Annotated in this window: 28 protein-coding genes and 1 riboswitch; of the genes, 12 read left to right on the top strand and 16 right to left on the bottom strand. The window is 41.4% G+C overall.

Features of this window, described 5'->3' with window-relative positions:
- Positions 1 to 120: 120 nt before the first annotated feature.
- A complete protein-coding gene (locus ACGTNH_RS01175) occupies positions 121 to 1059 on the bottom strand; it encodes an LCP family glycopolymer transferase (RefSeq protein WP_394584455.1) in 939 nt (312 codons plus the stop codon).
- 142 nt (positions 1060 to 1201) lie between these two features.
- Here ACGTNH_RS01175 and ACGTNH_RS01170 point away from each other — a divergent pair, with 142 nt between their 5' ends.
- Positions 1202 to 1852, top strand: a complete 651-nt coding sequence (locus tag ACGTNH_RS01170; protein WP_394584454.1) for a YdeI/OmpD-associated family protein — start codon at positions 1202 to 1204, stop codon at positions 1850 to 1852.
- 32 nt (positions 1853 to 1884) lie between these two features.
- Here the strand turns inward: ACGTNH_RS01170 and ACGTNH_RS01165 are convergent, their stop codons facing one another.
- Positions 1885 to 2487, bottom strand: a complete 603-nt coding sequence (locus ACGTNH_RS01165; protein ID WP_394584453.1) for a class I SAM-dependent methyltransferase — start codon at positions 2485 to 2487, stop codon at positions 1885 to 1887.
- Between the two features lie 14 nt (positions 2488 to 2501).
- Positions 2502 to 2681, bottom strand: a complete 180-nt coding sequence (locus ACGTNH_RS01160) for a hypothetical protein (protein WP_394584452.1) — start codon at positions 2679 to 2681, stop codon at positions 2502 to 2504.
- A gap of 105 nt (positions 2682 to 2786) precedes the next feature.
- Here ACGTNH_RS01160 and ACGTNH_RS01155 point away from each other — a divergent pair, with 105 nt between their 5' ends.
- Together ACGTNH_RS01155 and ACGTNH_RS01150 are read left to right on the top strand one after the other, a co-directional pair.
- A complete protein-coding gene (locus ACGTNH_RS01155; protein WP_394584451.1) occupies positions 2787 to 3116 on the top strand; it encodes an ArsR/SmtB family transcription factor in 330 nt (109 codons plus the stop codon).
- A 56-nt stretch (positions 3117 to 3172) separates the two neighbouring features.
- Positions 3173 to 3808, top strand: a complete 636-nt coding sequence (locus ACGTNH_RS01150) for a LysE family translocator (RefSeq protein ID WP_394584450.1) — start codon at positions 3173 to 3175, stop codon at positions 3806 to 3808.
- Positions 3809 to 4078: 270 nt separating this feature from the next.
- Here the strand turns inward: ACGTNH_RS01150 and ACGTNH_RS01145 are convergent, their stop codons facing one another.
- Positions 4079 to 4978 (bottom strand): DMT family transporter, encoded by a 900-nt coding sequence (locus tag ACGTNH_RS01145; protein ID WP_394584449.1) that lies wholly within the window; start codon positions 4976 to 4978, stop codon positions 4079 to 4081.
- A gap of 104 nt (positions 4979 to 5082) precedes the next feature.
- Entirely contained in the window at positions 5083 to 5796 is a 714-nt protein-coding gene (locus tag ACGTNH_RS01140; protein ID WP_394584448.1) for a sulfite exporter TauE/SafE family protein, read from the bottom strand.
- Between the two features lie 108 nt (positions 5797 to 5904).
- Between ACGTNH_RS01140 and ACGTNH_RS01135 the strand changes: the two genes are divergently transcribed.
- Entirely contained in the window at positions 5905 to 6282 is a 378-nt protein-coding gene (locus tag ACGTNH_RS01135) for a VOC family protein (protein ID WP_394584447.1), read from the top strand.
- A gap of 136 nt (positions 6283 to 6418) precedes the next feature.
- Positions 6419 to 7693: an L-lactate MFS transporter gene (locus tag ACGTNH_RS01130; protein WP_394584446.1), complete on the top strand. Its 1275-nt coding sequence runs from the start codon at positions 6419 to 6421 to the stop codon at positions 7691 to 7693.
- A 110-nt stretch (positions 7694 to 7803) separates the two neighbouring features.
- On the opposite strand, the gene ACGTNH_RS01125 is transcribed toward ACGTNH_RS01130, so the two are convergent.
- The 4 genes from ACGTNH_RS01125 to ACGTNH_RS01110 form a co-directional block, all read right to left on the bottom strand.
- Complete coding sequence (locus ACGTNH_RS01125) at positions 7804 to 8529, bottom strand: polymer-forming cytoskeletal protein (RefSeq protein WP_394584445.1); 726 nt, start codon at positions 8527 to 8529, stop codon at positions 7804 to 7806.
- Between the two features lie 14 nt (positions 8530 to 8543).
- A complete protein-coding gene (locus ACGTNH_RS01120; RefSeq protein ID WP_394584444.1) occupies positions 8544 to 9203 on the bottom strand; it encodes a hypothetical protein in 660 nt (219 codons plus the stop codon).
- Entirely contained in the window at positions 9204 to 9839 is a 636-nt protein-coding gene (locus ACGTNH_RS01115; protein ID WP_394584443.1) for a YhbD family protein, read from the bottom strand. It lies immediately after the preceding gene.
- Between the two features lie 168 nt (positions 9840 to 10007).
- On the bottom strand, positions 10008 to 13169 hold the full coding sequence (locus tag ACGTNH_RS01110) for an efflux RND transporter permease subunit (protein ID WP_394584442.1): 3162 nt from the start codon (positions 13167 to 13169) through the stop codon (positions 10008 to 10010).
- 113 nt (positions 13170 to 13282) lie between these two features.
- On the opposite strand from ACGTNH_RS01110, the gene ACGTNH_RS01105 reads away from it, so the two are divergent.
- Both ACGTNH_RS01105 and ACGTNH_RS01100 read left to right on the top strand, forming a co-directional pair.
- A complete protein-coding gene (locus ACGTNH_RS01105; protein ID WP_394584441.1) occupies positions 13283 to 14128 on the top strand; it encodes a TetR/AcrR family transcriptional regulator in 846 nt (281 codons plus the stop codon).
- Between the two features lie 38 nt (positions 14129 to 14166).
- Complete coding sequence (locus ACGTNH_RS01100) at positions 14167 to 14265, top strand: AzlD domain-containing protein (protein ID WP_394584440.1); 99 nt, start codon at positions 14167 to 14169, stop codon at positions 14263 to 14265.
- A 280-nt stretch (positions 14266 to 14545) separates the two neighbouring features.
- Here the strand turns inward: ACGTNH_RS01100 and ACGTNH_RS01095 are convergent, their stop codons facing one another.
- The 3 genes from ACGTNH_RS01095 to ACGTNH_RS01085 form a co-directional block, all read right to left on the bottom strand.
- Entirely contained in the window at positions 14546 to 15622 is a 1077-nt protein-coding gene (locus ACGTNH_RS01095) for an alanine/ornithine racemase family PLP-dependent enzyme (protein WP_394584439.1), read from the bottom strand.
- Entirely contained in the window at positions 15619 to 16704 is a 1086-nt protein-coding gene (locus ACGTNH_RS01090; protein WP_394584437.1) for an N-acetyltransferase DgcN family protein, read from the bottom strand. The genes ACGTNH_RS01095 and ACGTNH_RS01090 overlap by 4 nt, the downstream gene beginning before the upstream one ends.
- Positions 16705 to 16980: 276 nt before the next feature.
- Entirely contained in the window at positions 16981 to 18069 is a 1089-nt protein-coding gene (locus tag ACGTNH_RS01085) for an NAD(P)-binding protein (protein WP_394584435.1), read from the bottom strand.
- A 340-nt stretch (positions 18070 to 18409) separates the two neighbouring features.
- On the opposite strand from ACGTNH_RS01085, the gene ACGTNH_RS01080 reads away from it, so the two are divergent.
- The 3 genes from ACGTNH_RS01080 to ACGTNH_RS01070 are packed head-to-tail and all read left to right on the top strand — an operon-like array spanning position 18410 to position 19851.
- Positions 18410 to 18733 carry an ArsR/SmtB family transcription factor gene (locus ACGTNH_RS01080; protein WP_394584433.1) on the top strand — a complete coding sequence of 108 codons (324 nt, stop codon included), beginning with the start codon at positions 18410 to 18412 and terminating at the stop codon, positions 18731 to 18733.
- A 3-nt stretch (positions 18734 to 18736) separates the two neighbouring features.
- Positions 18737 to 19126, top strand: a complete 390-nt coding sequence (locus ACGTNH_RS01075) for an SRPBCC family protein (RefSeq protein WP_394584431.1) — start codon at positions 18737 to 18739, stop codon at positions 19124 to 19126.
- Between the two features lie 17 nt (positions 19127 to 19143).
- On the top strand, positions 19144 to 19851 hold the full coding sequence (locus tag ACGTNH_RS01070; protein ID WP_394584429.1) for an FAD-dependent oxidoreductase: 708 nt from the start codon (positions 19144 to 19146) through the stop codon (positions 19849 to 19851).
- 282 nt (positions 19852 to 20133) lie between these two features.
- On the opposite strand, the gene ACGTNH_RS01065 is transcribed toward ACGTNH_RS01070, so the two are convergent.
- The 4 genes from ACGTNH_RS01065 to ACGTNH_RS01050 all read right to left on the bottom strand — a co-directional run bounded on the left by ACGTNH_RS01065 (position 20134) and on the right by ACGTNH_RS01050 (position 23865).
- Entirely contained in the window at positions 20134 to 21693 is a 1560-nt protein-coding gene (locus tag ACGTNH_RS01065; RefSeq protein ID WP_394584427.1) for a sodium:solute symporter family protein, read from the bottom strand.
- Positions 21694 to 21717: 24 nt separating this feature from the next.
- A complete protein-coding gene (locus ACGTNH_RS01060; RefSeq protein ID WP_394584425.1) occupies positions 21718 to 21852 on the bottom strand; it encodes a hypothetical protein in 135 nt (44 codons plus the stop codon).
- Between the two features lie 91 nt (positions 21853 to 21943).
- A riboswitch (SAM riboswitch) is annotated at positions 21944 to 22052 on the bottom strand.
- A gap of 205 nt (positions 22053 to 22257) precedes the next feature.
- Positions 22258 to 23160, bottom strand: a complete 903-nt coding sequence (locus ACGTNH_RS01055; protein ID WP_394584424.1) for a macrolide 2'-phosphotransferase — start codon at positions 23158 to 23160, stop codon at positions 22258 to 22260.
- 183 nt (positions 23161 to 23343) lie between these two features.
- On the bottom strand, positions 23344 to 23865 hold the full coding sequence (locus tag ACGTNH_RS01050; RefSeq protein WP_394584422.1) for a GNAT family N-acetyltransferase: 522 nt from the start codon (positions 23863 to 23865) through the stop codon (positions 23344 to 23346).
- Between the two features lie 260 nt (positions 23866 to 24125).
- On the opposite strand from ACGTNH_RS01050, the gene ACGTNH_RS01045 reads away from it, so the two are divergent.
- Positions 24126 to 24776 (top strand): LysE family translocator, encoded by a 651-nt coding sequence (locus ACGTNH_RS01045; protein ID WP_394584420.1) that lies wholly within the window; start codon positions 24126 to 24128, stop codon positions 24774 to 24776.
- A 102-nt stretch (positions 24777 to 24878) separates the two neighbouring features.
- A complete protein-coding gene (locus tag ACGTNH_RS01040) occupies positions 24879 to 25142 on the top strand; it encodes a hypothetical protein (protein ID WP_394584419.1) in 264 nt (87 codons plus the stop codon).
- Positions 25143 to 25237: the final 95 nt, after the last annotated feature.

The following is a 25237-nucleotide window of genomic DNA, read 5'->3' as shown; positions in this document are numbered from 1 at the left end:
TTTAAGGTGTTTTTCTATAAATATCAACATAACAAAGCCTGACAAAAAATAATCCGAACTGATTTATGTAAAATCGTTCGGATTATTTTATGCTTTATTCAGTTTTATCCCAGGTTTCGGTTATAACTTATCTGGATAATCCTTAATCATATGGTGTACTTTCTGAACTTCACCATCGGGAACGAGCAGGTACCACACATCCCCGATATACGTTCCATCGCCTTCCACCTGATACGTATCTATCGTTTTTCTGGCACCGCGATAATCGGTAGCGAGCGTGCGCATATCAGAGAAATCCATGTTGGTGCTGACATTGTCGCCTAACACATCTAAAATATCATGAAATTTATTCATGCTGCTGAAGCTTGCCCCTTTACTAAGAACACCTTCAATGACTTGACGCTGGCGTTCGTTACGCCCGGCATCGCCTTGAGGATCGTCTTTTCTCATTCTTACATACGCCAGTGCTTCGCGCCCATCTAAATAAAGCTCACCCTCAGGAAAGTCAAAGCGTCCATTTGAAAACGCCAGATCATTATCAACGGTAACTCCATCGACAGAATCCACGAGCTGCTCCAGCCCTTCCATATTGACCGTAGAAAAGTAATCAATCTCAATATCGAGAAAATTCTCTACCGTATTCACAGCCATATCACTGCCGCCAAAAGCATACGAGTGATTAATTTTATCCGTTGTTCCACGGCCGATGATTTCCGTACGCGTATCTCTCGGGATACTTACCATCTGCATCCGTTCATTATTCGGGTCAAGTGTCAGTACGATCATCGTATCTGACCTCCCGCGGTCGTTGGCTCTTTCATCGACCCCGAGCAAAAGGATGTTTAACGGCTCCTGATCCTTCACCTTGCCCTTCGTAATCTCATTATCTATCGAAGCGACCGATTCATGGACGTCCTGATCGACCGTGTTTTTTAAATTATGATAAATATAATAGATCCACGTTCCCCCGCCCGCGATCAATAATGCCATGAAAACCAATGAGACTCTACCCCAGCGAACTTTTCTTCTTTGCTTGCTTTTTCTCTGCTTCCTATTCATATGTACCCCCATCATTCTGTGCTCTCTAACTCACCATTATATCTTATTTTGACGAAATCTGTAAGAAAAATTTTCAAAATGAAGGAAAGGTAAAATCATAAATCTGTTATAATTTTACTAATCTATATAAGGAGCCAGGCCCATGACCATTATCGATAAATTGAAGCTCGACAAGTATTCAACGCTCACTGTACTCAATGAGCCTGCTGATTATGACCTGTTTTCCGCCTGCTCGTCTGATCTCTCACAGCAGCACGATGGTATTTTTATTTTCATAGAAACAGTGGAAGAAATGAAAGATTATACGCAGCACATTATTCAAAAGGATCTGCTGCTAGAAGGCGGCTATCTTTTCTTTGCTTATCCGAAAAAAGGCAACAAACGTTATGAGACGCATGTGCACCGGGACGAAATTTTTCCAGCGCTATCGATTGGAGATGACCGGTATGTGGAAGGGAGCGATATAAAATTCTCACGAATGGTCAGTATGGACGATGTGTTTACCGTCACTGGCTTAAAACGTGAGAAAACAAAAGCCGCTCCCTCGTCCGCTTCCAGTCAGCGTGTGGCAGACTATGAAGATAAAATTGGAGAAGTTAAAAAAATGCTCCGCGAGCACCCCGAAGAGCTCACCTTCTATGAAACACTGACGCCGGGTTATCAAAAAGACTGGGCACGGCAGATTTTTTCCGCAAAGCAGGAGAAAACGCGTCAGAAACGATTCCAGCAGATGGTGGATGTTTTATCGAAAAGGTATAAAACGCTGGATTTGTACCGGAGGAACCAAAGATAAGCCAGCTTTCAAATGAGCTGGCCGCTAGGCTATCACGACTTCTGCGCCACTACTTGAATCACATGACCAAGTCCCGTATGCCTGTCCCCTTCATGACGTACAGCTTCCCCGTAATAAAAGTGAAGCACTTTGCAGCCTTCGACCCAGCGAAGAACATCAGCGGGATCATAAAGCAGCTCCTTTGATGGCGGGCCGCCCGTGCCGTAGTCCAGCTGTGCTTCGGAATACACTTCAACCAAAATATATCCTCCAGGCTTTACTGAAGTGAAGAGATTTTTCATAAGAAAAGGCTGGCCCGATTTCGGCACATGGCCAAATACCATGACTGCAGCATCATTGTTTAATGTTCCGACTTCCTCTTGCGTTAAATCAGCCTGTACAGGCATAACTCCTACCCCTTGCTTACGGGCAAGCTCGCTCATTTTGTCCAGCCCAACCTGCGACTGATCGTAGGCCGTCACTTCATGACCCTGAGTCGCTAAAAAAACAGCGTTTCGTCCTTCGCCTTCTGCAAAACATGCCACCTTCGCACTTTCAGGCAGAACAGCGGCCTTCTCCCTCACAAATTCATTCACTTGCGTTCCATAAACAAATCCTTCTTCAGCAAAACGCTCATCCCATTGATTTTTAGACACCTTCCCCATCTCCTTTATCTCTTAGCATTAGATTTTGTACCTCCGAACAATCGCAGCATCAGGCTGTAAACAAGGGTAAAAAAGAAGGCCTGGATCAGATTCATTACCCAGCTGACATGTTCAAAGCGGACATAATCGATCACACAGCCGACCGCGAACACAATGACGAAAAGAATCACAAACTTCTTTGGCAATACATCCCCTCCCATCCCTTTCTATAGTGTATAGCTTTCCAAATAAAAAATAAAACTCAGCCCTTTCCATTGACATTTACCAGCCTATCACTTACAATTCGAAACATGTCGAACTATAATAATGTAAACGTAGAAGATTTTAGTGAAAAGTTTAAAGCCTTATCCAACCCTCACCGGTTAAATATTTTTCTTTACCTTGCAAAAAACTGCTTCCCGGGAGAATTAAGCACAGAGAAAGAGATGAGGATGACGGTAGGCGAATTAGGAGAAGGACTCGGGATCGTCCCTTCCACCGTGTCTCACCATCTAAAAGAACTTCGTCATGCCGGCCTCATTCGAATGGAGCGTAAAGGAAAGAGCATCGAATGCTGGGTGGAACTTCATTCGGTGAACGGATTAATTGAATTTTTTGAACAGACGAAAGGAGGACAATAATTTTTTGATTAATATTTCGATATTTTTCGAATTATAGAATTGAAAGGGTGAAAACGATGCTTCATATATTACTAAGCGGATTTCTTATAGGGTTTGCTTCCTCTCCGACTTGCCCAAGTAACGGGGAAGAGATTAAACATGGTGCGAAATATGGATTTTCTTCTTCGTTATCAGTTGGAGTTGGGGCCGTTGTTGGAGATGCTGTAGTGCTTGCAGCTATTTTACTATGGCTGATGCCCCTTATGAATGAGAACTCTTTCGTCATTACTTTGCTATGGCTGCTTGGAAGCTTCGTCCTTTTTTATGTGGCCGTAGGAATTTTTAAAGAAATGAAAACGGTGGAAGGTGTTGTAAATAAACAATCAGGTCCCGCATCTTATTTACCTAAGAGGCATTTTCTTAAAGCATTTTGGACAGGGGCTGCCATCACAACGTTCAATCCTTTTACAGCCCTTTGGTGGGTGGGGTTGTTGACGCCTGTCATGGATTCCTCCAACACGATGAACCTTACCTATCCTTTAGCTGTCATTGCTGGTGCACTGGCATGGTTTGTTCTGCTGGCCTTTTTATTACACTTAGGCGAAAGATGGTTAACTAGAAAACGTAGACAAGTCATATTGTTTATAAGCGGTTTTGCAGTTTTAAGCTACAGCTTCTATTTTTTCTATCAATTTATTAAAAACATCCTATAAAAACGCTCAGGCGGTCGAAAAAGTTGCCTGCAGTCTATTTTGTGAGTATTTTTTGTTTCGACCATAACGTTTTAGGAGCAGATATTTGAGCATACGGATGGGTGTTAGATTGATCTCTGTGGATGCCACGAGGAGCGTTCGGGGGGGGACGCCTGGTCGATTAAAACCGGCCACGTCCGGTGCGGGAACAGCGCGAGACGAAGATCCACTTGGTCAAGCCAAGTTAGCTGAAGCCGTGCCCGCCACCGAAAAGCGATTCGTGAGGCTCTGTCAGGCTGTTTTTCGTAAAAGAACCTGCTGCTTTTTCGCAAAGCCGTTAATCACAACGACACCTAAAATCGCGATTCCCCCGCCAACAAGAGAGAGCGTGCTCGGCCATTCCTGAAGCCAAACCCAGGCGACGAGGATCGCAACGAACGGTTCTAAGTACATCAGGCTGGTCACGGAGCTTGCACTCCCGAGCGAGAGAGCTGTCGCCCACGTTACGTAAGCTACTCCAGCAGGAAAAATGCCGACATAAAGAGCGGATAAGTTCGCTTCAAGTGTCGCTCCCGCTACAGAATCCCATACACCCGGTGTAAAAATGAGAAAAGGGAGCGTTCCTGCCCACGTGAAATAAGCGGTCAGTTCAAGGGGGCGGTAACGGGCAAAGAGCGGCTTTTGAAAAACAAAGAAAATGGACGTGGCGACAGCAGCCATTAAGACGAGCCAGGCCCCTGTTGATATAGCGAAAGAATCCCCTGACGTTCCTAATGTAATAAGCACAATACCGATAAACCCGATGCCAAGACCGAGCCAGCCGAATAAACCGGGATGTTCTTTTAAAAACAGGACGGCGATGAGCGCTGTAAAAATCGGTGCAGAGCCGATCAGCATCCCTGCTGTCCCAGCGGAAACGGTGATTTCACCAAAAGTAACGCCCATATGATAAAGGCTGATCCCAACCCAGCCAAGCAGACAGATTTTAACAAATTCTTCCTTGCAAGGAAGGCGAAAACGAATTCCCGGCCATAACGCCAATACAAAAAAAACAGCTGATGCAATGAGATAACGGACGAGGACAAGGTGACCAGCTGTATAACCTCCATGAAGACTGGCACGTATGCCCGCGAATGTGGATCCCCAAATCAAGATTGTCACCAGCCCGAGCAGCATAGCTTTAGCATTCATAAGATCTCCCCCTCCCTGCTTTTACACATTAGCGAAAAAAAGCGTTCTTTTACCCTTCATCTTAAGGGGTGATCACTGGAAAAACAAGAAAACAGCAGTCAATTTTATAAATTACCAATCAATAAATAGATTCCCGTAAATAATAGGATCAAATAAGTAAACACCCGAAATAACTGGGGATTCACCCAGTAAAACAACTTTTGTCCCGCATACATTCCAACAAATACAAGCGGAAGTGCAAGGCCGCTCGACATCCAGACCTTCATATTGGTGCCGGCAGCGAATACTTGAATAAGAAGGCTCGCTAAATAAATAAACAAATAGAAGGCCAGCGTCGTTGCGCGCAGTGTTTCCTTTTTCGTATCAGTGCCGGAGAAATAAAGCAGAAGCGGCGGGCCGGGCATGCCGATACTCGTCGTCAAAACACCTGATATCCCGCCAACCCCAAGGTCTCTCCCCTTAGTTTGATTCATTCGGAACTTCAAAATAAGAAGGACCGTTAATACTAAAATAATTACGCTCACCACAAGCTTCAGTTTGACGATATCAAGCGCGAGAAAAATCATCATTCCCATAGGCAGACCAACCGCACTCCCCACTGTAAAACGTTTCACGATGCCAAAATCGATATCATGATAAATGTTTCGAATGAGAACCATTGAAATAACGAGAGACAAAATTAAGTTAATTTGAATTGCTTCTTTTGGTTCAAACAACAGCAATAAAAAAGGCGTGGCTAAAATAGAGAAGCCAAACCCTGTGCTCGTCTGCAGAATCGATGCGACCGCTATGATGACAATAAACAATGCAATATCCAATGAACCCCGACCTTTTTTTAAATAAATTCCTTATCTATTTTATCATAAGCCATATGCTTACGTGGATCATGTATACTAGGTTCAAACCATTCAAAAAGGAGAGAGACGATGAAAGGTGCAGCTATTCAAAAGATCGGTCAAATAGGAATTCCTGTAAAAAATGTGGAACGAGCCCTTCACTTTTATCAGCATCAATTAGGTCTCCAGCTGCTGTTTCATACAGAAACGATGGCCTTCCTCGAATGCAGGGATGTACGCATCATGCTGATCCTTCCTGAAAAGGAGCAGTTTTCCCGCCCAAGCTCCGTCATTTATTTTCAAGTCGACAACATTCATCACACCTATGAGGAACTGAAAGTAAAAAGTATCTCCTTTATAGACGAGCCTCATGTCGTGGCTAAAATGGACCATTCGGAAACGTGGATGACTTTTTTTGAAGATACAGAAGGTAATGTCCATGCTTTTATGAGCGAAACGACTATTTAATCTAAGATTCCTCTTCAGTAAAAACAGGCCTTTTTGTTCAGATTTTTTAAATTTTTCTAAATAATTTGATTTTGTTTTCTGCTCCATGTATCCTCATTTGTATACGCTTACAGCATGTACATAGAGGAGGAACAACATGGAAGCAACGAAAAACAGATGGCTGATTGCTTTATCAGCTATTGCCATTCATCTCTCCATCGGGGGGGCATACGCATACAGCGTCTACACAACCCCCGTCAGTGAAGCAATGGGCTGGACGCCTACTCAAGTAACGATCGCATTTACCATTATGATGGCGCTCGCTGGTTCCTCAGCCGCCTTATTTGGAAAATTTGTTGAAAAAAGCGGACCGCGTAAATCAGCGATGGTTTCCGCTGTTTTATTTGGATTAGGACAAGCGGGGTCCGGAGTGGCCATTGCCGTAGAATCTCTGCCGTTATTTCTGCTCACCTACGGACTAGCAAGCGGACTGGGACTAGGTATTGGATATATATCACCGGTTTCCACCCTTGTTAAGTGGTTCCCAGACCGAAGAGGATTAGCTACAGGACTAGCTGTATTAGGGTTTGGTACTGGTGCACTGATCACAGCCCCAGTAGCGGACAGCTTAATGACATCCGTAGGAATTTCTAATGCCTTTTACTTACTCGGTGCTGCTTATTTTATATTTATTATGATCGGTGCTTCTTACATCGCCCCGCCTCCAGAAGGCTGGATGCCGTCTACGATGAAAAAAGATATGGCTTCCGGGAAAAAGGTTTTCAAAAAAGATTTGCAGCAGTTAACGTCAAAAGAAGCGGTGAAGACGAGAAGGTTCTGGCTGTTGTGGGGCATGATGCTCATTAACACGACCGCAGGGATTATGATGATCTCCGTTGCCTCCCCGATGGCTCAGGAAGTTGTCGGTTTATCAGCCGCTGCCGCTGCCACGATGGTCGGGATCATGGGGATCTTTAATGGCGGAGGACGAATTGGCTGGGCCGCCGCTTCGGATTATCTTGGTCGTTCAAACGTCTTTTTCATCTTTTTCGTCATTCAAATGGCAGCCTTCTTTACGCTTCCATTAACGACGAACGTCATTTTGTTCCAGGTGTTTATTTTCCTGGTCGTCAGCTGTTACGGAGGCGGATTCTCCAATCTGCCGGCCTTTATCGGCGATTTGTTTGGAACGAAGCAGCTCGGCTCTATTCACGGCTATCTTCTAACAACCTGGTCGCTCGGCGGGGTGTTCGGACCGATGCTTGTTTCCCAAATTCGAGCCCAGACGAGTGGGTACACGGCCGTATTTTATGTATTCTTCGCGTTAATTACGCTGGCGTTTATTCTTTCCATCTTTATGAAGCGGGATATTAAAAAGATTGAAAGAGAGGTGCAGGAGAAACAAAGAGAAGAAGAAGCGGTCAACTATTAAATGAGTTAAATAAAAGGTTCTGTTCTTCAGTTGTTTAAAACGCTGGAGAACAGAACCTTCTTCCATTCCTTACCGCCGCATATTTTATAATCCAACAATCTCTCCGTAATTTAAAGTTTCTCAGATTTATCTACGACAGCCTTTTCCGATACATTTAGCTCACTGCGGTATTCAATAAACTCAATCTCACACCCGGGACCGATTTCCACTGTATTTCCGCGCACAACTCTAGCCTTCGTATATTCTAATTTCACCACATCACCTTCAATGATAGTAGCATGTAATTTTTTACTTAACGTTTTAATCAACTTATCTAAATGAAGAACGGGGTGTCGATTTCTTTTGACAGTAATTACTTCTCCACCTATTTCTTTCACAGAGGATTTGCCATGCAGCGTTATTTCAACATGGTCAGCATTTAGCAATCCATCAATGGTAAAGGCTCCTTTTAGCTCTGCTTTCTCCACTTCACAATCCTCGTCTACATTCATCATCCCTTCGAGCAGTAAGTCGTTGCCTTTAATAGATTGTTTCCATTGAGTATTCCCCTTGATTTCCATTTTTCGAAAAAAAGCATTTCCATCTATCGTTCCATTCCCATGTATCTTTATCTCGTCAGAAGAAAAATCTCCGTGTACCTTTGTACTTCCATTGATTACAGCGTGCTCGCATGTAATATTCCCTTTTATTTTTCCCGAACCATTACACTTAAATTCTTTACATTCTACATTTCCATGGATGGCTCCATGACCGTTGATCGCAACCTTTATAAATGAGCCGCCGCCTGATTCACTATTCCCAGATAGAATTAAGTCACCTTTTGCTTTTTGAACCATAACAAAATCCCCCATTATTTAATTTGATTAACTCGCAAAATATTTTTTGAATGCTTTTCTTTATTTGTAAAAGCAGACCTGTATTCTACTTTCTCAATATGGCAGTTAGGACCTATTTCAATGTCATTTCCTCTAACTATTTTTGCTGTCGTATGTTCTAGATATATGTGATCTCCTTCGATCACCTCTGCTTCTAGCGTGTATGATCGTTTCAAAAACCTGCTGCTTTTGATTATGATCTTCTCACCGCCTATTTCGCCGACCTTACTAGTAGCACCTTGTAAATTAACTTGTAAATCACCAACATTTAACAACCCAGTGATCGTAAGACCCCCTTTAAGGTTCATTTTTTCCAGTTCCACATTTTCATGCCCGGTGAGGAAGCCTCTCATATCAAGCGTATTTGCTTTCAATAGCTTCCTAACATCTAGACTGCCAATCACAATCATTCTATTACTATTTAATTCTTCATCTATATGAAGACTCCCAGTTACATGCACCTGGTCTATGGCAGCCTTCCCCGCTATACGATATTCGCCCACAATCTTTGCTTCTTGGGAATAAATATCATCAAAAATTTCTCCTTGACCTGTGACTTTAATTATTTCGTAATCTCCACCAGGGTAGCTTCCTTCCCCCATAACTTTTAATTTTTTATTTTCATTGTTTGTCATTTATAAACCCCCTCCTACTAGGGAATTCAGTAGTTTATCCACTTCTGTATCAATGTCTAATGACACAGCCACTTTTGTTTTCTCATCAACATAAAAGTCATCGGGATTGGTAACGAGCAGCACTGTTACAACACCCATTTTTCTTAACACTATTAATGAAGCACGCTTTTCCTTTAGCTTCGGAAAGTGGTCATGTAAAGTTTGAATGATTTGTGTCCCTTCTTCCCATCCGACCTCACCTGTCTCCAAGGATTGATCTAGAAGGTACAAATATAGTGAAGTTTGAAAATTTATTGTATCCAGTTCACTGAATTGCTCTTCAAAAATAACTACAGCATTTGATGAAACAATGTTTCGTTCCAAAAAGTCCTTTCTTGAAATGTTTACGTCCTTCTTCTTTGGAGATAAAGCATTGGCTAGTTCATCCAGTGATAAACTGTCCTTTAATTCTTTGATTCTGTTAATTCTTTCAACGATTTTCTCCCTTGGAAAAAACGTTTCCTGGCCAGTAAACGTTGATTTTCTAATAAACCAATCGTCCGGGATTAACTTTTTTCTCTTCCAACGATAGAGCTGTCCGTAAGTAATGTCAGTTTGCTCTAGTAAGTCTTTTTTCGAGATTAATTCTTCCTCCATTGTCTTCACTCCTTAAAACAAATGTAACATAACACTGTTACACTGTAAATACTTAACTAAAGTATTGATTTACTTTACTAGTGAAATTATCGGGAGAAGATTGGATAAGTTAGGTAATTCGTAGCTTCACAAAAAAGAACACCCCTAAAATCAGAGGTGTTCTTCCTTTTATTGTTGAATTGTAGTTTTCTTTTTCTTAAACTTACTCAACATTTCATATACAAGCGGTACAATAAGCAGCGTTAACAAGGTAGAGCTGGCCAGCCCTCCGATAACGGTCACACCTAAACCTTTACTAATGATTGATCCGCCTTCAAACCCTAAAGCTAAAGGCATTAAAGCTCCAATTGTGGCAAGAGCCGTCATGAGGATCGGTCGTAACCGCGTAACCCCGGCATCAAGCAGGGCTTCACGTGTAGTAAATCCATCGTTTTCCTTGTGGATCACCCGGTCAATTAATACAATGGCATTCGTAACTACAATACCGATAAGCATAAGCCCTCCAATCATGGCAGAAATACTCAACGTTTCTCCAGTGACTAACAGACCGAGCACAGCCCCAATCACAGTAAACGGTAAAGAGAACAAGATCGCTAATGGGGCCAGTCCTCCACCAAAGAATATGACGAGCACTAGATAGACAATCGCTATCGCCGCTAGCATCGCTAAGCCCAGCTGAGTAAAGGATTCTTCAATATCTTCTGATACACCTCCAAGCGTGATGTCCATTCCTGTCGGCAGTTCCATGCTGTCAATCTCTTCCTGAATATCAGCTGTGACAGAACCAATTTCATCTGAAGTTATAGAAGCACTGACACTGGCGTACACTTGACCATCACGACGGGTCACTGTGTCGGCTGTCGTGCCCTCTTCGATATCAACAACTTCATCAATCGTTATCGTTTCCCCTGAAGCAGTTTGCAGCTCTTTCGCTGTCAAATCTTCAATGGCTTGATATTCTTCATTATCTGAAGCTACATACACATCCAGCTCTTCGCCGTTTTCAGTAACCGTTGTAACGACAGATCGAGCGGGACTCTCGTTTAATTCCATTCCAACTTGGCCGGCTGTTAATCCAGACTCGCTTAATCGATCATGATCGATAACGAGCTGATATTCTTCATAGGATTCAGAAACGCTAGAATCAATGCTCGATAAATCATCTCGCTCTGTTAACATGCCTTCTACATCTTTTACGACAGGTTTAATTTCATCTATATTTTCACCATAAATGAGAAGCTCGACTTCACTGCTTGATCCTGTCGAAGAAAAGTCTTGAGAAGCCCACTCCCCTGTATCGGTTAAAGACTGGAGATCTTCAATAACTTGTTCTGATTCAGTGTCAAAGTTTTCAGCATCATCATTGTACTCCACATTAAATGCCGCCTGGTTAGAGGCCCCAGGACTCATCGGGTTTTCTCCACCCACCGAATACTGAATAGTGTCGGCTCCTTCTCTGCCTTCAAAATATTCTTGCGCTTCTATGGCTATTTCCTCAACATCTTCAATTGTTTGTCCTGGTTCAGGATTGTACGTAGCCATCACGACCTTTTGATCTTCAGAAGGCAGGAAGCTGACTCCAACTAAAGGTACAAGTGCAATACTTCCGGCTAATATGGCAACAGCAGCGACAGAAGCAATTATTTTGTGATTCAATGTTTTATTTAAGAGGGACTTATACCAGAGTCCCAATCGGCCGCCTGACCCTTCCGTATGAGCCTTTATTTTTTCAGGCTTCAGCAGCGAGTGCGACATCATCGGAACGATCGTCACCGCTACGAGAAGTGAAGCAGCTAACGCAAATACAACCGTTAATGCAAATGGAAGGAAAATCTGCCCGACCATTCCTTCAACTAAACCTAATGGCAGGAATACGGCAATCGTAACGATCGTTGAAGAAAAGATGGGCATAAACATTTCCCGTGTTGCTGAGCGTATGAGCGCTTTTCCTTTTAATTCTTCCCCCGGCAGCGACATGCGCCTGTATATGTTTTCTACCACCACAATGGAATCGTCGACTACACGTCCAATCGCGACTGTCATCGCACCTAACGTCATAATGTTTAATGTAATGCCCATCTGATTCAATACGAGAACTGCCATTAATAAAGATAATGGAATGGAAATAACAGAAATTAACGTTGTTTTCACATTACGTAAAAACAGAAGAATGACAGCGACAGCGAACAAACCGCCAAAGAGTGCTTTATTTAACATGGTACTTACCGACTCTTCAATCGGTTCTCCTTGGTCGAAAGAATTAATAAAGCTGACGCCATTTAAATTCTCTTCGAAGTCATTGACTTGTTCTTTTACTAAATTGACAACATCTACGGTATTCGCTTCTTGAGACTTAACAATTTGCAGGGATACGGAATCTTCTCCGTTCGTACGGGAAATAGATTCCGTTTTCCCGCTCATTTCTATGTTTGCTAACTCTTTAAGCGCTACAGTAGGAATGTTAGCTGTTTGTTCATTCTCGCCTGTTCCAGGCATCTGACTTGAAGCTTCTCCTTGCGGTATTTGGCCGCTTTCTTCAGCCATTTCCCCTTCTTCTGACGGTGCCTGCTGGCCTGCTCCTTGTGAAGGTACCGCTGGAATTTCAAGGTTTCGTAATTCATCGAGGTTCTCCAGTTCCCCATTTACTACGACAGACTTTTCCGCGTCCTCAAAGTTGTATAGTCCAAGAGGCATCGAAACATCAGAACCTTGGATCATCTGCACAACTGTATCCTCATCTAAGCCATATTCTGATAAAGCTTCTTCATCGAAATCGATCGATATTTCCTGCAATTCCTGTCCCGACACTTGAACGTCTGCCACACCCTCTAAACTTTCCAGAGAAGGAATCACATTTTCCTCAAGCGCAGCCGTCAGTTCATCCAGCGATTGATCTTCACTGACCGCACTTAAGCTGAGCACTGGAAATGCATTAAAATCTAATTGTGAAACTTCAGGTGATTCCACCCCATCGGGCAGATCCACACCTTCTACTGCCTCGCTCAATTCATCTTCTGCCTCGTCCAGACTTTTATCAAAACTGTATTCAATTTGTAAGTTAGAGGCATTTTGGTAGGAAGTAGAACTTACTGTGTTTACCCCGCTTAAATTGCTGATCTGCTGCTCTAACGGTTCAGATATTTCATCCGCAACTTCTTCCGGTGTCGCTCCTGGATATGTAGTGGTCACAGTGATGACCGGTGGGTCTATATCCGGAAGTGTTTCTAGTTTCATATTTAACCCTGCGTATAAACCTGCTAAGGTTATAATAATTGTCATCAGCCATACAGCAAATTTATTGTTCATTGAAAAATTAATAATCTGTTTCATCTCATTCACCTCTCCTTAATTGACTATACAGTCATAACTATATAAAATATATATGACCGAACAGTCAACCGTCAAGTGGAAAATACAAGATTGTTAATAGAGGAGCTTATTAAATGAAAAATAAATCCCTTCTTATTATCGAAAATGCACTCAGACTTTTTGCCAAGAAAGGTTATAGCAACACTACTGTGCAAGAAATAGCCAATGAATGCAACATTTCAAAAGGGGCGTTCTACTTACATTTTAAGTCGAAAGATAGTCTGTTGTTAGAGGCTCTCAAGCATTATTCACGTAAAATCCAACTCAAATCCAATGAAATACAAGCGATGGATTTAGATCCTCGCACGAAGTTTATTAGACAATTAATGGTTACTTACCGAGAAATCATTAATCACCGTGATTTCATCATCACACAAATCCGCGAACAAGCTCTTCCCTACAACAAGGATATTGAAGATTTTATGCAGCACTTACGTTTTAACTCTTATCTATTTTATAGAAGAAATCTGCTTGCGATTTATGGTAAAGCCATCGATCAGACCATATGGGAAGTGACTTTATTAATGCAAGGAATGTTCAAAACCTATCTTGATTTGATCATCATCGAGGGAATGGAGTTAGACATCGAACAATTATGCGAATCCATTTTAAGACGCGCTGACTATATTGTCGAAGGGTTCAACCGAACTGGTGACCAACCAGTCATAAATGATGATATTATGAACCGTGTCATGCCGGAGAATTATTATTACAACCAGCTTCACACGATTATAGAAACGTTAAGTGTAATGGAAACGAGTTCTAATGAGGATATAGACGTCACGATTAGTTTCCTTCTTGAAGAGATCCAGCAGGAACAGCCTCGACGGGCAGTCATCAAGGGGATGCTTTCGAACCTTGAGGAGAAAGATAGATTTAAAGGGGTAAGCGGACAGATCCGTACATTTTTTCAATTATAAAGTAAAGATTCTCGTAGTTTTCCAGAGATCATTCCATAGTGCTTATAGCCATGATTCATTTCTGGAGAAAAAACATGCTTCTATCCATTGCAGTCGGCACAATCTTCTATATGGTATTAATACAATTGCTTTTTTAAAAGTATAAAATCATTGAAGAAAAAAGAGTGTGGGCGAATCCTTAATCATAAGGTTCGCCTTCTTAAAATATTTCTACCTGACTTTAACTAACTCTACTCTTCGAAAATTAATTCGTAATAAGAAGTGTGTGAGTGAAGGGAGATATCTACTTGCCGATGGGGGACAGACAATTTTATTAGGTTCACAAATTATACTAAAATTACACCATCTCTCTTTTGCCTCGCTTAACAAACTTACATTTTAAAAACCGCTCAGAGCGTCGACCCTGAGCGGCTTTTATTAAATAACATAGCTGTATTTTTTATAAATATAAGGAGACGTCATAAGGGAAAGAAGGGCTCCATAGTTCAAATTGAAACTGACTTCATCGCCAACTCTCAAGTTGCTATCTTTGGCATTAATTACTGTATGATCGCTGCTTGACCCGAGGATTTCAATATCTAATAACGGCACTAACCCTGCAACCAATACGTCTTGATTACCCATGCCAACAATCACGCGATTCATGAGTCCACGATCTTGAAACTGCGGAGCCACTCCAAAAGCATTCTGTCCAATCTCTCCATAGGGCATCGAAGGTTTTACTTTTGACTCGATAACCTCTGAAATAAAAGTAAATGCGTCCGTGTACAACTCTGGGATCACCAATCGATTTAACGTTTCCCGCCCCAAATAAATCGATTCTCCCAAACGCAGATTATTTACCTTCCCCACATCTGCAGCACCCTTAAACCACTCGTAATTGGCTGAATTCCCACCTGATACAATTGTAAGGGGTAAGGTGAATTTTGTTTCAATCATGGAAGCTAGTAAGGATAGCTCCTCCATCTTTTGGTTGTCTGGTTTGACACCACCGAAACAGGCAAAATTAACACCTATCCCCATGACTTCAATCCCTTTCAAGGTCAGTGCTTCTTGAATAAAACAGTCAAGATCCTCGGGCATGAGTCCTTCTCTTAAATCACCCATCTCGATCATAATAATAATGTGCTGCTCCGTATTTCTTTCCAGTGCTGCCTCAGATAATTTTGTAACTACAGCCAGTTCAGTATTGATACTTATATCAGCATATTTAATGACCCAGTCAACTTCGCTTAAAGCGGGTGATCTCAAATATACAAACTCCGCCTGAATGCCAGCTTCCCGCATTCTTTTTAGGTTGACCAGCTTTGAATCAGCCAGCATGGGAATTCCCTGTTCCAACAGGACCCGGGCAATTTCCGGGGATCCGCAAACCGTCTTCGTTACTCCCATTAATCCAATATTTTTAGACCCATATATTCCGACTAGCGCTGATGTATTATGTGCGATTTTTGCCAGGTTAATTTCGATGCGTGGAGTAAGTGATCTGGTCAATGAGTGGTAACGCTCTGTTTCCTTTTTAAGTCTGGATAAGCTTCAAAAATACTTGATATTAATTTATCACACCCAAATTTAAGAGTATCCGTTGTTGGAAGTTTCAAATCATTTTCATATTCTGAAATCGTATGATCCAATTCTTCATCAGACATATTTTCATGGTTTATCGTCACAGCAATGACTTTTGATTTCGCAAAGTTTTCGATTAATTCAATCTCACTTTTGACTGTCGGCATTTTCATATAGCTGAAATCACCTAGTTGCGCCCGTTTCGGGGCATGTTGTACAATAACGGCACCAGGTCTTGCACCTCTTATAATTCCACATGAACTAATATAGGCTGGATGACTTAATGCTCCCTGCCCTTCAACGATAATGATATCCGGCTTTTCATTTGTCCACGCTTTTATGATCTGGTTCTCAATTTCCCCTGTCATAAACTGAGAAGGGATCGCATCAATAGCAACACCGTATTTTGCCCCCTGGATTAAACCAGTCTGGCCAGTTGCAATAAAGGCGACATTTAATCCCTGCATCATTAAGGCCTCTTCAAGCAGCACAGAAGTTGTTCGTTTACCGTTTGCGCTATCTGTGCCTAGTACCGCTATGACCGGCGTATCCATTGTTAGGATTCTACCTGAAAAAAGATGCATGTCTTTCTTTTCCGGAGGCTTCCTGACATCGTTTATCGTGACATTACATTTTTTTGAAACGTCTATAAATTCTTGATCATTTGTAAAAAATTCATGAAGAGGATTAACAATATTCATCCCCCGTTCCATGGCATAAAAAAGAAGGTTTCGTTCAGCTTTTTTCAAGAAAGCCTCTGATGGCGCTATTCCATATATAAACTGGTGAGGAACATCCTCCAACAACTCCAGTGCATGGTGTAGATCCTCGAAGATTGGAATACCATTTTCCTTTCCAAACAGAAATTCACCGGCGTCCATCCCAGCCTTTGTACTATCAATAACCCCCACGATATCAAAGTTTCTTGAGCTTCTTACCAGCCCGTTGGCTGTCTTTCCATCCATTGTTCCAAATTTATCTTCACAATACACGATTGCACGTTCTTTCATAAAGCTATTCCTCCCAAATCTAATTTTACTGCAGTAAATCCGCGTAAAAGAGATTCTACATGTCGGTCAAGAAAACTTGTCCATATAGAATAGCCAGTAAGTGAATTTTTTAAAAAATAAAAAGATTCACACGCATATATCATTATAGCACACAAATCAGGAAAATTTTGTTAGCTTAAATTAAAAGGGTCTGATCCCCACTCTATTTATTCTTAACAGAGCGGGGTCAGACACAGTTCTAAAACATTTTTTCTTTTTTCAAAGGGATTGGTAGATTTATTTTGACGTAAAAGGCTTTAATAAATAGCTGAGTCCTTTCAAAACACTCATGTTCGGCTGGGTGACTACCTTGTTCACCATCGAATTGTGAAGTGATTTAGTCACTACATCCAGTTGATGATTGCTCAGTTTTTCAATCCCTCTGCGGAGTACCAGGGAATCATCATAATCCTTATCGAGCGTTTTACACAGCGTTTCATAATCGCCAAGCCCGCAAATATCCTGAGCTGCATAAATACCGCTAAGAATAGACCCCGTCTGCCCAAAGCCTAGAAATGGAGTAATGGCTCCGAAACAGTTGCCAACAAAGAATGTGTTTCCGATCCGTGGATATCTGCATTTGCCTATCTGGTAATCGGAGATCGTAAATTCTTCTTCAATTACAATTTCCTGGTTCAAAGTTCGGGAGACTTGATTCACCATTGCTTCCCAGAACTCATTTCTTTTTTGTAACCCATCTACCTCATATTGCGGATAAACGTTCACGAGAGTCGCTTGTGTATTGGAGTGAGGCAGCAAATAGCCCATACCCTTTGGAGCAAAATCGTTATTAAACCAGGTATGTACCTCATTACGGACGAAATCTCCTTTAACGACAGCACCGGCAAAAGTAGAAGAATAGGCTATGTCGTATGGCTGGATCTGCTGTGTATCCTGTGAATCACCTGTGGCTAATACCACATGGGTATATTCTTTGGAGATGCCTTCATAAGTCGCATGGCTGTCACAATGGATTTTGCTATGGACCAGCTGTTGGGCTAACTGCTTCTCATAGGACTCCTTATATTCGCCCCGCATATTGATAAAACCGATATTTCCTTCTACATAGGCAGATTCGTTTTCGGAATGGACATATATTTTCTGTACATTGCTGGACGGCTTTAAATGGATATTATAGGTTTCAGAAAAGAATTTCACCGCGTCATTGATAGGTGCGTGAAGAATAGGCGTCATTAATTCCGCAATGTCATAGCGAAAACCTATTCCCTTACTTTGTTCAAATATATCAGCCATATGCCCATGTTTTTCCAATGTCAATGCACATGAAAGACCGGCAAGTCCCGCCCCGATAATCGCTGTTTTCACTTGGTCTCCTCCTTTTTTATAGTGTTCGTAGGGAGGTCTCTTTTATACTTAGCGGCGTGAAGGAAATTGGTCATACAGATCTTCCTCGATACCATCAAACTTCTCACATACTCCTCTATAAACCGGACAAAGCATTATAAAGAAACACCCTCATCGAATTCGAAATACTCAAGCAAAAATGCTCAGTTTTTTCTATGTTAGAAAATACCGTGACAACTAATATTTCTTACTTAAATACATTGTTCATTTCATATACTTTTTCTCAGAGGACTTGACTAGACACTAATTGGTGTCTTATTATTATGTTACCAAATGGTGTCATATTGAAGGAGGGGAGGATTTGAAGCACACTTACCAAGAACGTGACGTTTTTGTAGCTATTGCGGATCCAACAAGGCGAAAGTTAATACGTCTGTTAGCAGATTCAGATAAGGAACTGCCTCTTTACGAATTAACGAATCACTTTGAGATGGGGCGAACTGCTGTTTCTAAGCATTTGACTATTCTTAAAGAAGCCAACTTAGTAGTTAACAGTAAAAAAGGTAGAGAGACAAGATTTAAATTAAACCCAGAGCCCTTACAGGAAGTTAAAGACTGGTTATCCTTTTATGAGGATTTCTGGAAGGAAAGAGCAAACACACTTAAAAATATATTGGAGGAGTAGAAGATGGCAGATTTATCATTAGAATTTCAATTTAAGAGCCCTATAGATAAGGTTTGGAATGCCTTAACACAGTCGGAAATATTGGCCCAGTGGGTTATGGAGAATAACTTCAAACCGATCGTGGGGTATAAATGTCAATTTAGAAATGAGAAAATCGATTTGGTTGTAGATAGTGAAGTATTGGTGGTAGACAAGCCCCATAAATTATCTTACACATGGGTAGGCGGTCCGATCGATACTATCGTCACCTGGACCTTAACTCAAGAAGGTGACACTACTTATTTACACCTTGAACATTCAGGGTTCGAAGAAGAAAATCAAGCTTTTATGGGAGCGAAATATGGTTGGGCCAATAAGATTGGTCAGCTAAAAAGTATTTTGGAGGAAGCCTAATACAGAGGAGGATGAGAATGAGCTTTTTAAAAGATAAATTATCTATTTTCACTAAAACAGAACTCCCCTTTCTAAGGAGATATCAAGAATCCGACGATGTTTACAACTTTCTATTTGAAAAAGAGAAAGACTTAACCTGGAAGGCAGGACAGCATGGGTTGTTTACCATAACTCATAAGAAAATGAAAGACTCCATTCGACCGTTCAGTGTGGCCTCCTCCCCCTCCGAAGGTGTAATTAGAATTACAACCAGAATTAGTGAGCAGCCAAGTGAATTTAAAAAAGCTCTCCTAGAGTTAGAAGAAGGTTTAAAAATTACTATGAGCGGTCCTGTTGGCTCATTCTACTTAAAAGAAAAAACCCCCACGCTCTTCCTGGCAGCCGGTATAGGGATCACCCCGTTTCGAGCTATTGTAAAACAATTAGAAGCTGAAGGGGACACACACGAAAAAACAATTGAACTTCTCTATTTAGATAGCAAACCACACATTTACAAACATGAACTTGATGAACTAAGTGCTGATACATCAATAAATGTACACTTTCTCGATTCAATAGAAGATATGTACCACAAAACAGATCAATTTCTTGCTTCACATAAAAATAATGCCCATTACTTTGTTGCTGGCCCGAAGTCTATGGTGGAATCTATGACCAATCATTTAAGAAAGAATCATATTACCAAAAAGAATATAAAAAAAGATGCTTTTAGAGGAGTTTATTGAAGGAGTGGGCATGCATGATTAACTAAAAAATGCTTAAAAGATTGGCGACAACTCTGCCACATGACTTTGCTGTAATTCCCGACTTTTAAGTCATCAATGGACAGACTCCCCTGTATTACTGAATCCACATATTCTGGAACGATAAATGTTTTGACGAGGTAAATATAATTTATTATTAAAGCTTACTATTCGAATTTTATGGTTCAACTATTTATCGAACCAGTAAAAAAATAACCTGAGGAGCTGTCAAATTTAGCAGCTCCTCAGGCAATTGAGAACACTTTAACCTATATTAGAACGATCATTATTACCTTCAGAATCTTCTTGAGTAGTGTTTCTCATTTTTTTCAGAACCTGCTGAGTAGATTCGCTGACTTCTGCCTTAAAATAAGGTTCATAGGCCTCAAGTGGTGGTCTTTTCGTAAAGTAAACAGCAAGTAACACCCCGATCAGTGATACAGCAACAGCGATTACAAACGGCATTCCATAACCCATTGCCTTCGCTGCCACATAAACAACGGAGCCGATGGTGATCCCGGCATAGGCCCCCGCTCTGTTCATTCTTTTCCAGTACAGCCCTAAGAAAACCACGAGGAAGAACGCAGCCCCAAACCCTCCATACACATAGACAAAGCCCATAGCCAAAAACCATGGTGGATTAATAGCTAATAGAACGGCTGCGGTTGCAATTGTAAATATACTTAGGCGGAGCCAGTTCTTAAACTTCCTCTCACCGATTCTTTTTGAAGATATATTCAAATACACATCATAATAAAGAGAAGTAGCGCAGTGTAGCAACATCGAATTTGCAGTGGATATTGCGGCTGCACAAATAGCTACCAGTGTAATGCCCCCGATAATAGGCGGGGTGTACTCCTGAATTACTAATGGAATAATATAGTCGGTAGTTTTTCCTACAGGAATGCTAGGTACAAGAACTTTTGCCCCTAAACCGATAATGATCAATGGAGTCATAATGAAAATTAACACAAGGATCGTACCCATGACCTGTAATATCGCAACTTTCACGTTTTGAGGGGCCAACATCCTTGTTACCCAGTGAGGGGAAGAAGGAGTTCCTAATGAATTTGAAATAAAAATAGAAAGCAATGCACCAATACCAAATGTCCCAAAAGGAGATAGTAAAATTCCCTCTTCTAGCGCCGGTCCCCCTGCATTTGTCGGCGCAGTAGTTGTCGAAAGTGTTTCTAGTATACTGCCAATGCCCCCAGTTAACGACCATACCACCCCGCTCGCAAGCAATACTCCGATGGTAATCAAAATAGTATTTAATGTATCGGTGGCAGCCACAGACCAAAATCCACCCACACTTGTAATTAAAATAAAAAGTAAGAAACCGAAGATCGCTATTTTGTAATCAATGCCGGTGATACTTGAAAAAACGATACCAAAGCCAGTCACCTGAACATTTACTAGAAGCAAATAACCGATAAACATTAAAATACCAACAATCGCTTGTAATGTACTCTTATTTTGAAATGGTTCAAACCTATGTCGGATAAATTCAGGGAAGGTCCTGGCAGGCTTTTCTGGTCTCCTTATTTTATAAGCGACAATAGGTATTAAGGCTCCACCAAAACACCAGCCTGCTACCCAGCCTATTACAGCCGATACACCTGAACTGTACAAATATCCTGGGACCCCGATGACAGAAGCTACACTAACCCATGTGGCTGCCGTTGTACCTATTCCAAGGAGCAGCCCCATTCTATGGCCGCCGGTTGTATAATCATCAATTGATTCTGCTTTTTTAAGACTCTTTATATTTGCCCAAATTAGAAAAAGTATATAAAAACTAAATACGATTACATACCATATCATTTGTCAACAACTTCCTTCCAACCCTTATTTATACTTAAATAGACTACCAGTAGCTCCCCACCGTTTAACACCTGACTTTTCCACTTTGTAACAAAGAAATGTGCCTAACAGGAAGGAAAAAATCATTGTACCCACCCATACCATCATCGCTAAAAACATTACACTCACCCTCCTTTTGAAAAAATAAAAAAACCCTTCACTAATAAAGAGAGAAGGGCTGTATGCAACCGTCTTATTGTCGCAGCTTGCTCTCTCATCTCCGGAATAGCTCTCGCCTTCCTCTGAAATTGGCACCGTGCATAAATCAGCCGGTTGCCGAGGTTTCATAGGGTCAGTCCCTCTACCTCTCTAGATAAGAAAATTTAAAATATTCAAATGTTTATAGAGTTTTATTCTATCATATCCCCCTGTTTCGTCAATCGACCTGTAATCTTCTCCTATGATTTGTTGGACGAGAAGATCGATTTGATCGTACTTCCTCTCCTTAACTACATTTGATTGTATTTTTGTCGAGTTGTATATGAAGCTCTCCCCACTCTATTACTTAAGCTTGGATTGTTTATACTAGGCTATTTCCAATGCTTCTTTAGCCATCTGATAGTATTCCTCAACACCGGAGACCAACGCAAATTCGGCTATTGAAACTGGATAGGCGGCGTCTAGCTCAATAATATGCTCTTTCATCTTTGGCCAGTAATATCCACCTGCACCCTTATAAGCACGTATCAGAGCTTCAAGTCCTTCTTCCCCAAAAGCTTTATAATTAAAGACAAAGTCATTTGAAATGTCTGTGATCTTCGTTTCTGTCCAGTCGATTAAACCAATGACGTTAGCATCGTTATCAATTAAAGTATGTCCCGCATGAATATCTCCATGGGTAAGTCCTGTTTTCTTTGGCCACATTTCATCATCAGAAATCCATGTTTGCCATCTGTTCCACAGACGCTCACCTACCCCAAACTTCGCTCTGACAGCATCCATCCGTTGTTTCATGGAACTCCTTGCTTCTTTTGGTGTATGTACCACAATGTCAAGCCCGGCAGCTCGTTCACCACGAATGCTATGAAGCTCTGCTAACACTTTAGCAAGGGATTTGTGAAATGAATCTGGAACGTGATTGATATCTATTTCCCAAATATAATTTCCAATATTATGATCGATAGTTCCTGCTGGAACCCCATCTAATTTCTTGTAAGCTATTAGCTCAGCTGTGTAAATAACCCAATTTGGCGCTTGAAAAGATTTGGGATGATGGTTCACCAGGTCTAATGCTTGCTTTTCGACTTTTGTCCTAGGCATCACATCATCACGTCTGGGTAATCGGAGCACCCATTCCACACCACTATTATCCATTACAAACACAACCTGAAAATCAAGTCCGGATTCATTAAACTTCATGGTTTCTTCTTTAAGAAATAGATTATGCTTTTCAGCTATTTCTAAGACTTGCTTTATATTATTACTCACTTCACTCACTCCTTCTCTCTATTGACCTGCATTAATGTAATTAGATTATTTCTACTAAAAGAAGTGGAATTTATTTTCCATTCACTTCTAGAAAGTTATTTCTCTAAAAAACTAATTTACCAAGTGATCTCAACTTCCTTTTATTAAAACATTGCCTGTCCCCCCGCACTATAGTCTTCCGTTTTACAAATCTTCAACCAGCATTCCATATACAATGCTGTCTGTCCACTCACCTTTACTCCAGTAGTCCTGTTTGAAGTGCGCTTCTTTTCTCATCCCTATTCGCTCACACAACTTTTGAGAGGCTAAATTCCTCGCATCCAAGGTGGCTTGGATGCGATGCACCTCAAATTCTTCAAATAATTTTCTAACTAAATAACTAACTGCTTCAGTTGCGTACCCCTTACCTGAAGTTTCAGCAGAAAAACTGTATCCAATTTCAACCGTATCCTTCATCGCTGTAAACCATACTGATAAATCACCAATAACGTTTGTACGGTCCACCACCGCCAAACTTAAGCCGTTTTCTTTAGTGAGGGAACGGTTCTTTAATTTCTTATCAAATGACTCCTGCATGTTTTCACGTGTCCATTTATCGTGCAGTAGATACCTACATGTCTCATCGTTATTGTAGATGTTAAATACATCTTGTAAGTCATGCCTCTTAAACGTTCTAATTTTTAACCTTTCAGTAGTGAATTCCAAAAGATCCTCTCCTCTTTAGCTCCATTTAAATCTTTCCTAATCTGCTTATACGAAGCACCAATAAAACTGATATAGCAGCCAATTTGAATATCTCCCCAAATTCATGCACAACTTGCCCTCTATTCCACCATAAATAGACGGTCAGAAGCTTTCCGAATCACAAAGCTGTTCACTCCTTTTTTCAGCCTTTCACTTCTATTTCACCTTGTCCATTCATTAACTATAAGGACAAACTTCTTACATTGCAGGAGGCTTATGGCATGATCTTACTTTTAATCCGGCAGATTGTTCTTGGGCTGTCACTCGCAGCCCCGATTGGACCGATCAATATTGAAATTATTAGAAGGGGTATTCATCAGGGGTTCTGGCCTTCTTTACTTGTAGGAGCGGGCGGCATGACGACAGACCTTGCTTTAATGTTTCTTATGTACCGAGGACTTTCCGAGTATTTAACTGTAAATGGTGTACAGCTTACATTGTTAGTATTTGGGTCCCTCGTACTCACTTATACAGGCATCCAGAGCTTCTTCCATCCATCTGAACCGATCGTGGAAGAGGCTGATTATAGAGGCGAGGGCAATCGTGCTGAATTGCTTCGTCCCTATCTCACAGGGGTTTCAATCGCAGCTTTCAACCCTTTAAACCTCCTCTTTTGGCTAGGCATTTATGGATCGGTGCTCAGCGATTCGCTGCAGGACGAAAATAGGCTGAGAGCCTTTTTCATAAACAGCGCTATTTTTATCGGGATTGGTATGTGGAATGTGAATCTGGCTTTTACCGTTCATTTCAGTAAGTCACTGCTAAAGCCTGGGGTCTTGAAGCTCATCTCTTTAGCGGCGGGGTTGTTCTTAATAGGACTGGGTGTTTATTTTGCGTGCAAAGCTGCCGTGAAAGTCTCAGGGTTTTTTTGAATTGATTTCACAAAAGGCTGTAAAAGTTCATATAGTGAAAGAGCCTTTATTTAATATCCACAAATGATAAACGTTTATGACATGGAGTAAAGGAGCGTTTTTATGGGTAAAAACACTAAAAATCTAAATCAAGATAATGATGATCAGAATCCATTAGATAAAAGTCTGACGCTGGCGTTAACGGCAGCTATTCTCACTACGGTGGCGGACGCCATTGCTGTTCTATCGGCCTTGGAAGCGATAGAAGAGTCGATTATCGCCGCCGAAGAAGATAAAAAGGCTCAACAGGAGCTCAATGATACGCTTGAGGGTCTGCAGCAGCAAATCGATGCTTTAACGGATCAATTATCTAAGAGGAATTCGTAGACTGCGTTCTGTTTACCGACACGTTGTCCTCCTGCCTTTCCTTACGATAAAACAGGCTACTATTCTTAGGTGATCGGATAGCTAAGCAGCAAGAG

Origin of the sequence: Halobacillus sp. B23F22_1, from assembly GCF_043497005.1 — a bacterium.
In the GTDB taxonomy this organism is placed as follows: domain Bacteria; phylum Bacillota; class Bacilli; order Bacillales; family Halobacillaceae; genus Halobacillus_A.
This window is presented reverse-complemented; position numbering and strand designations above follow the sequence as displayed.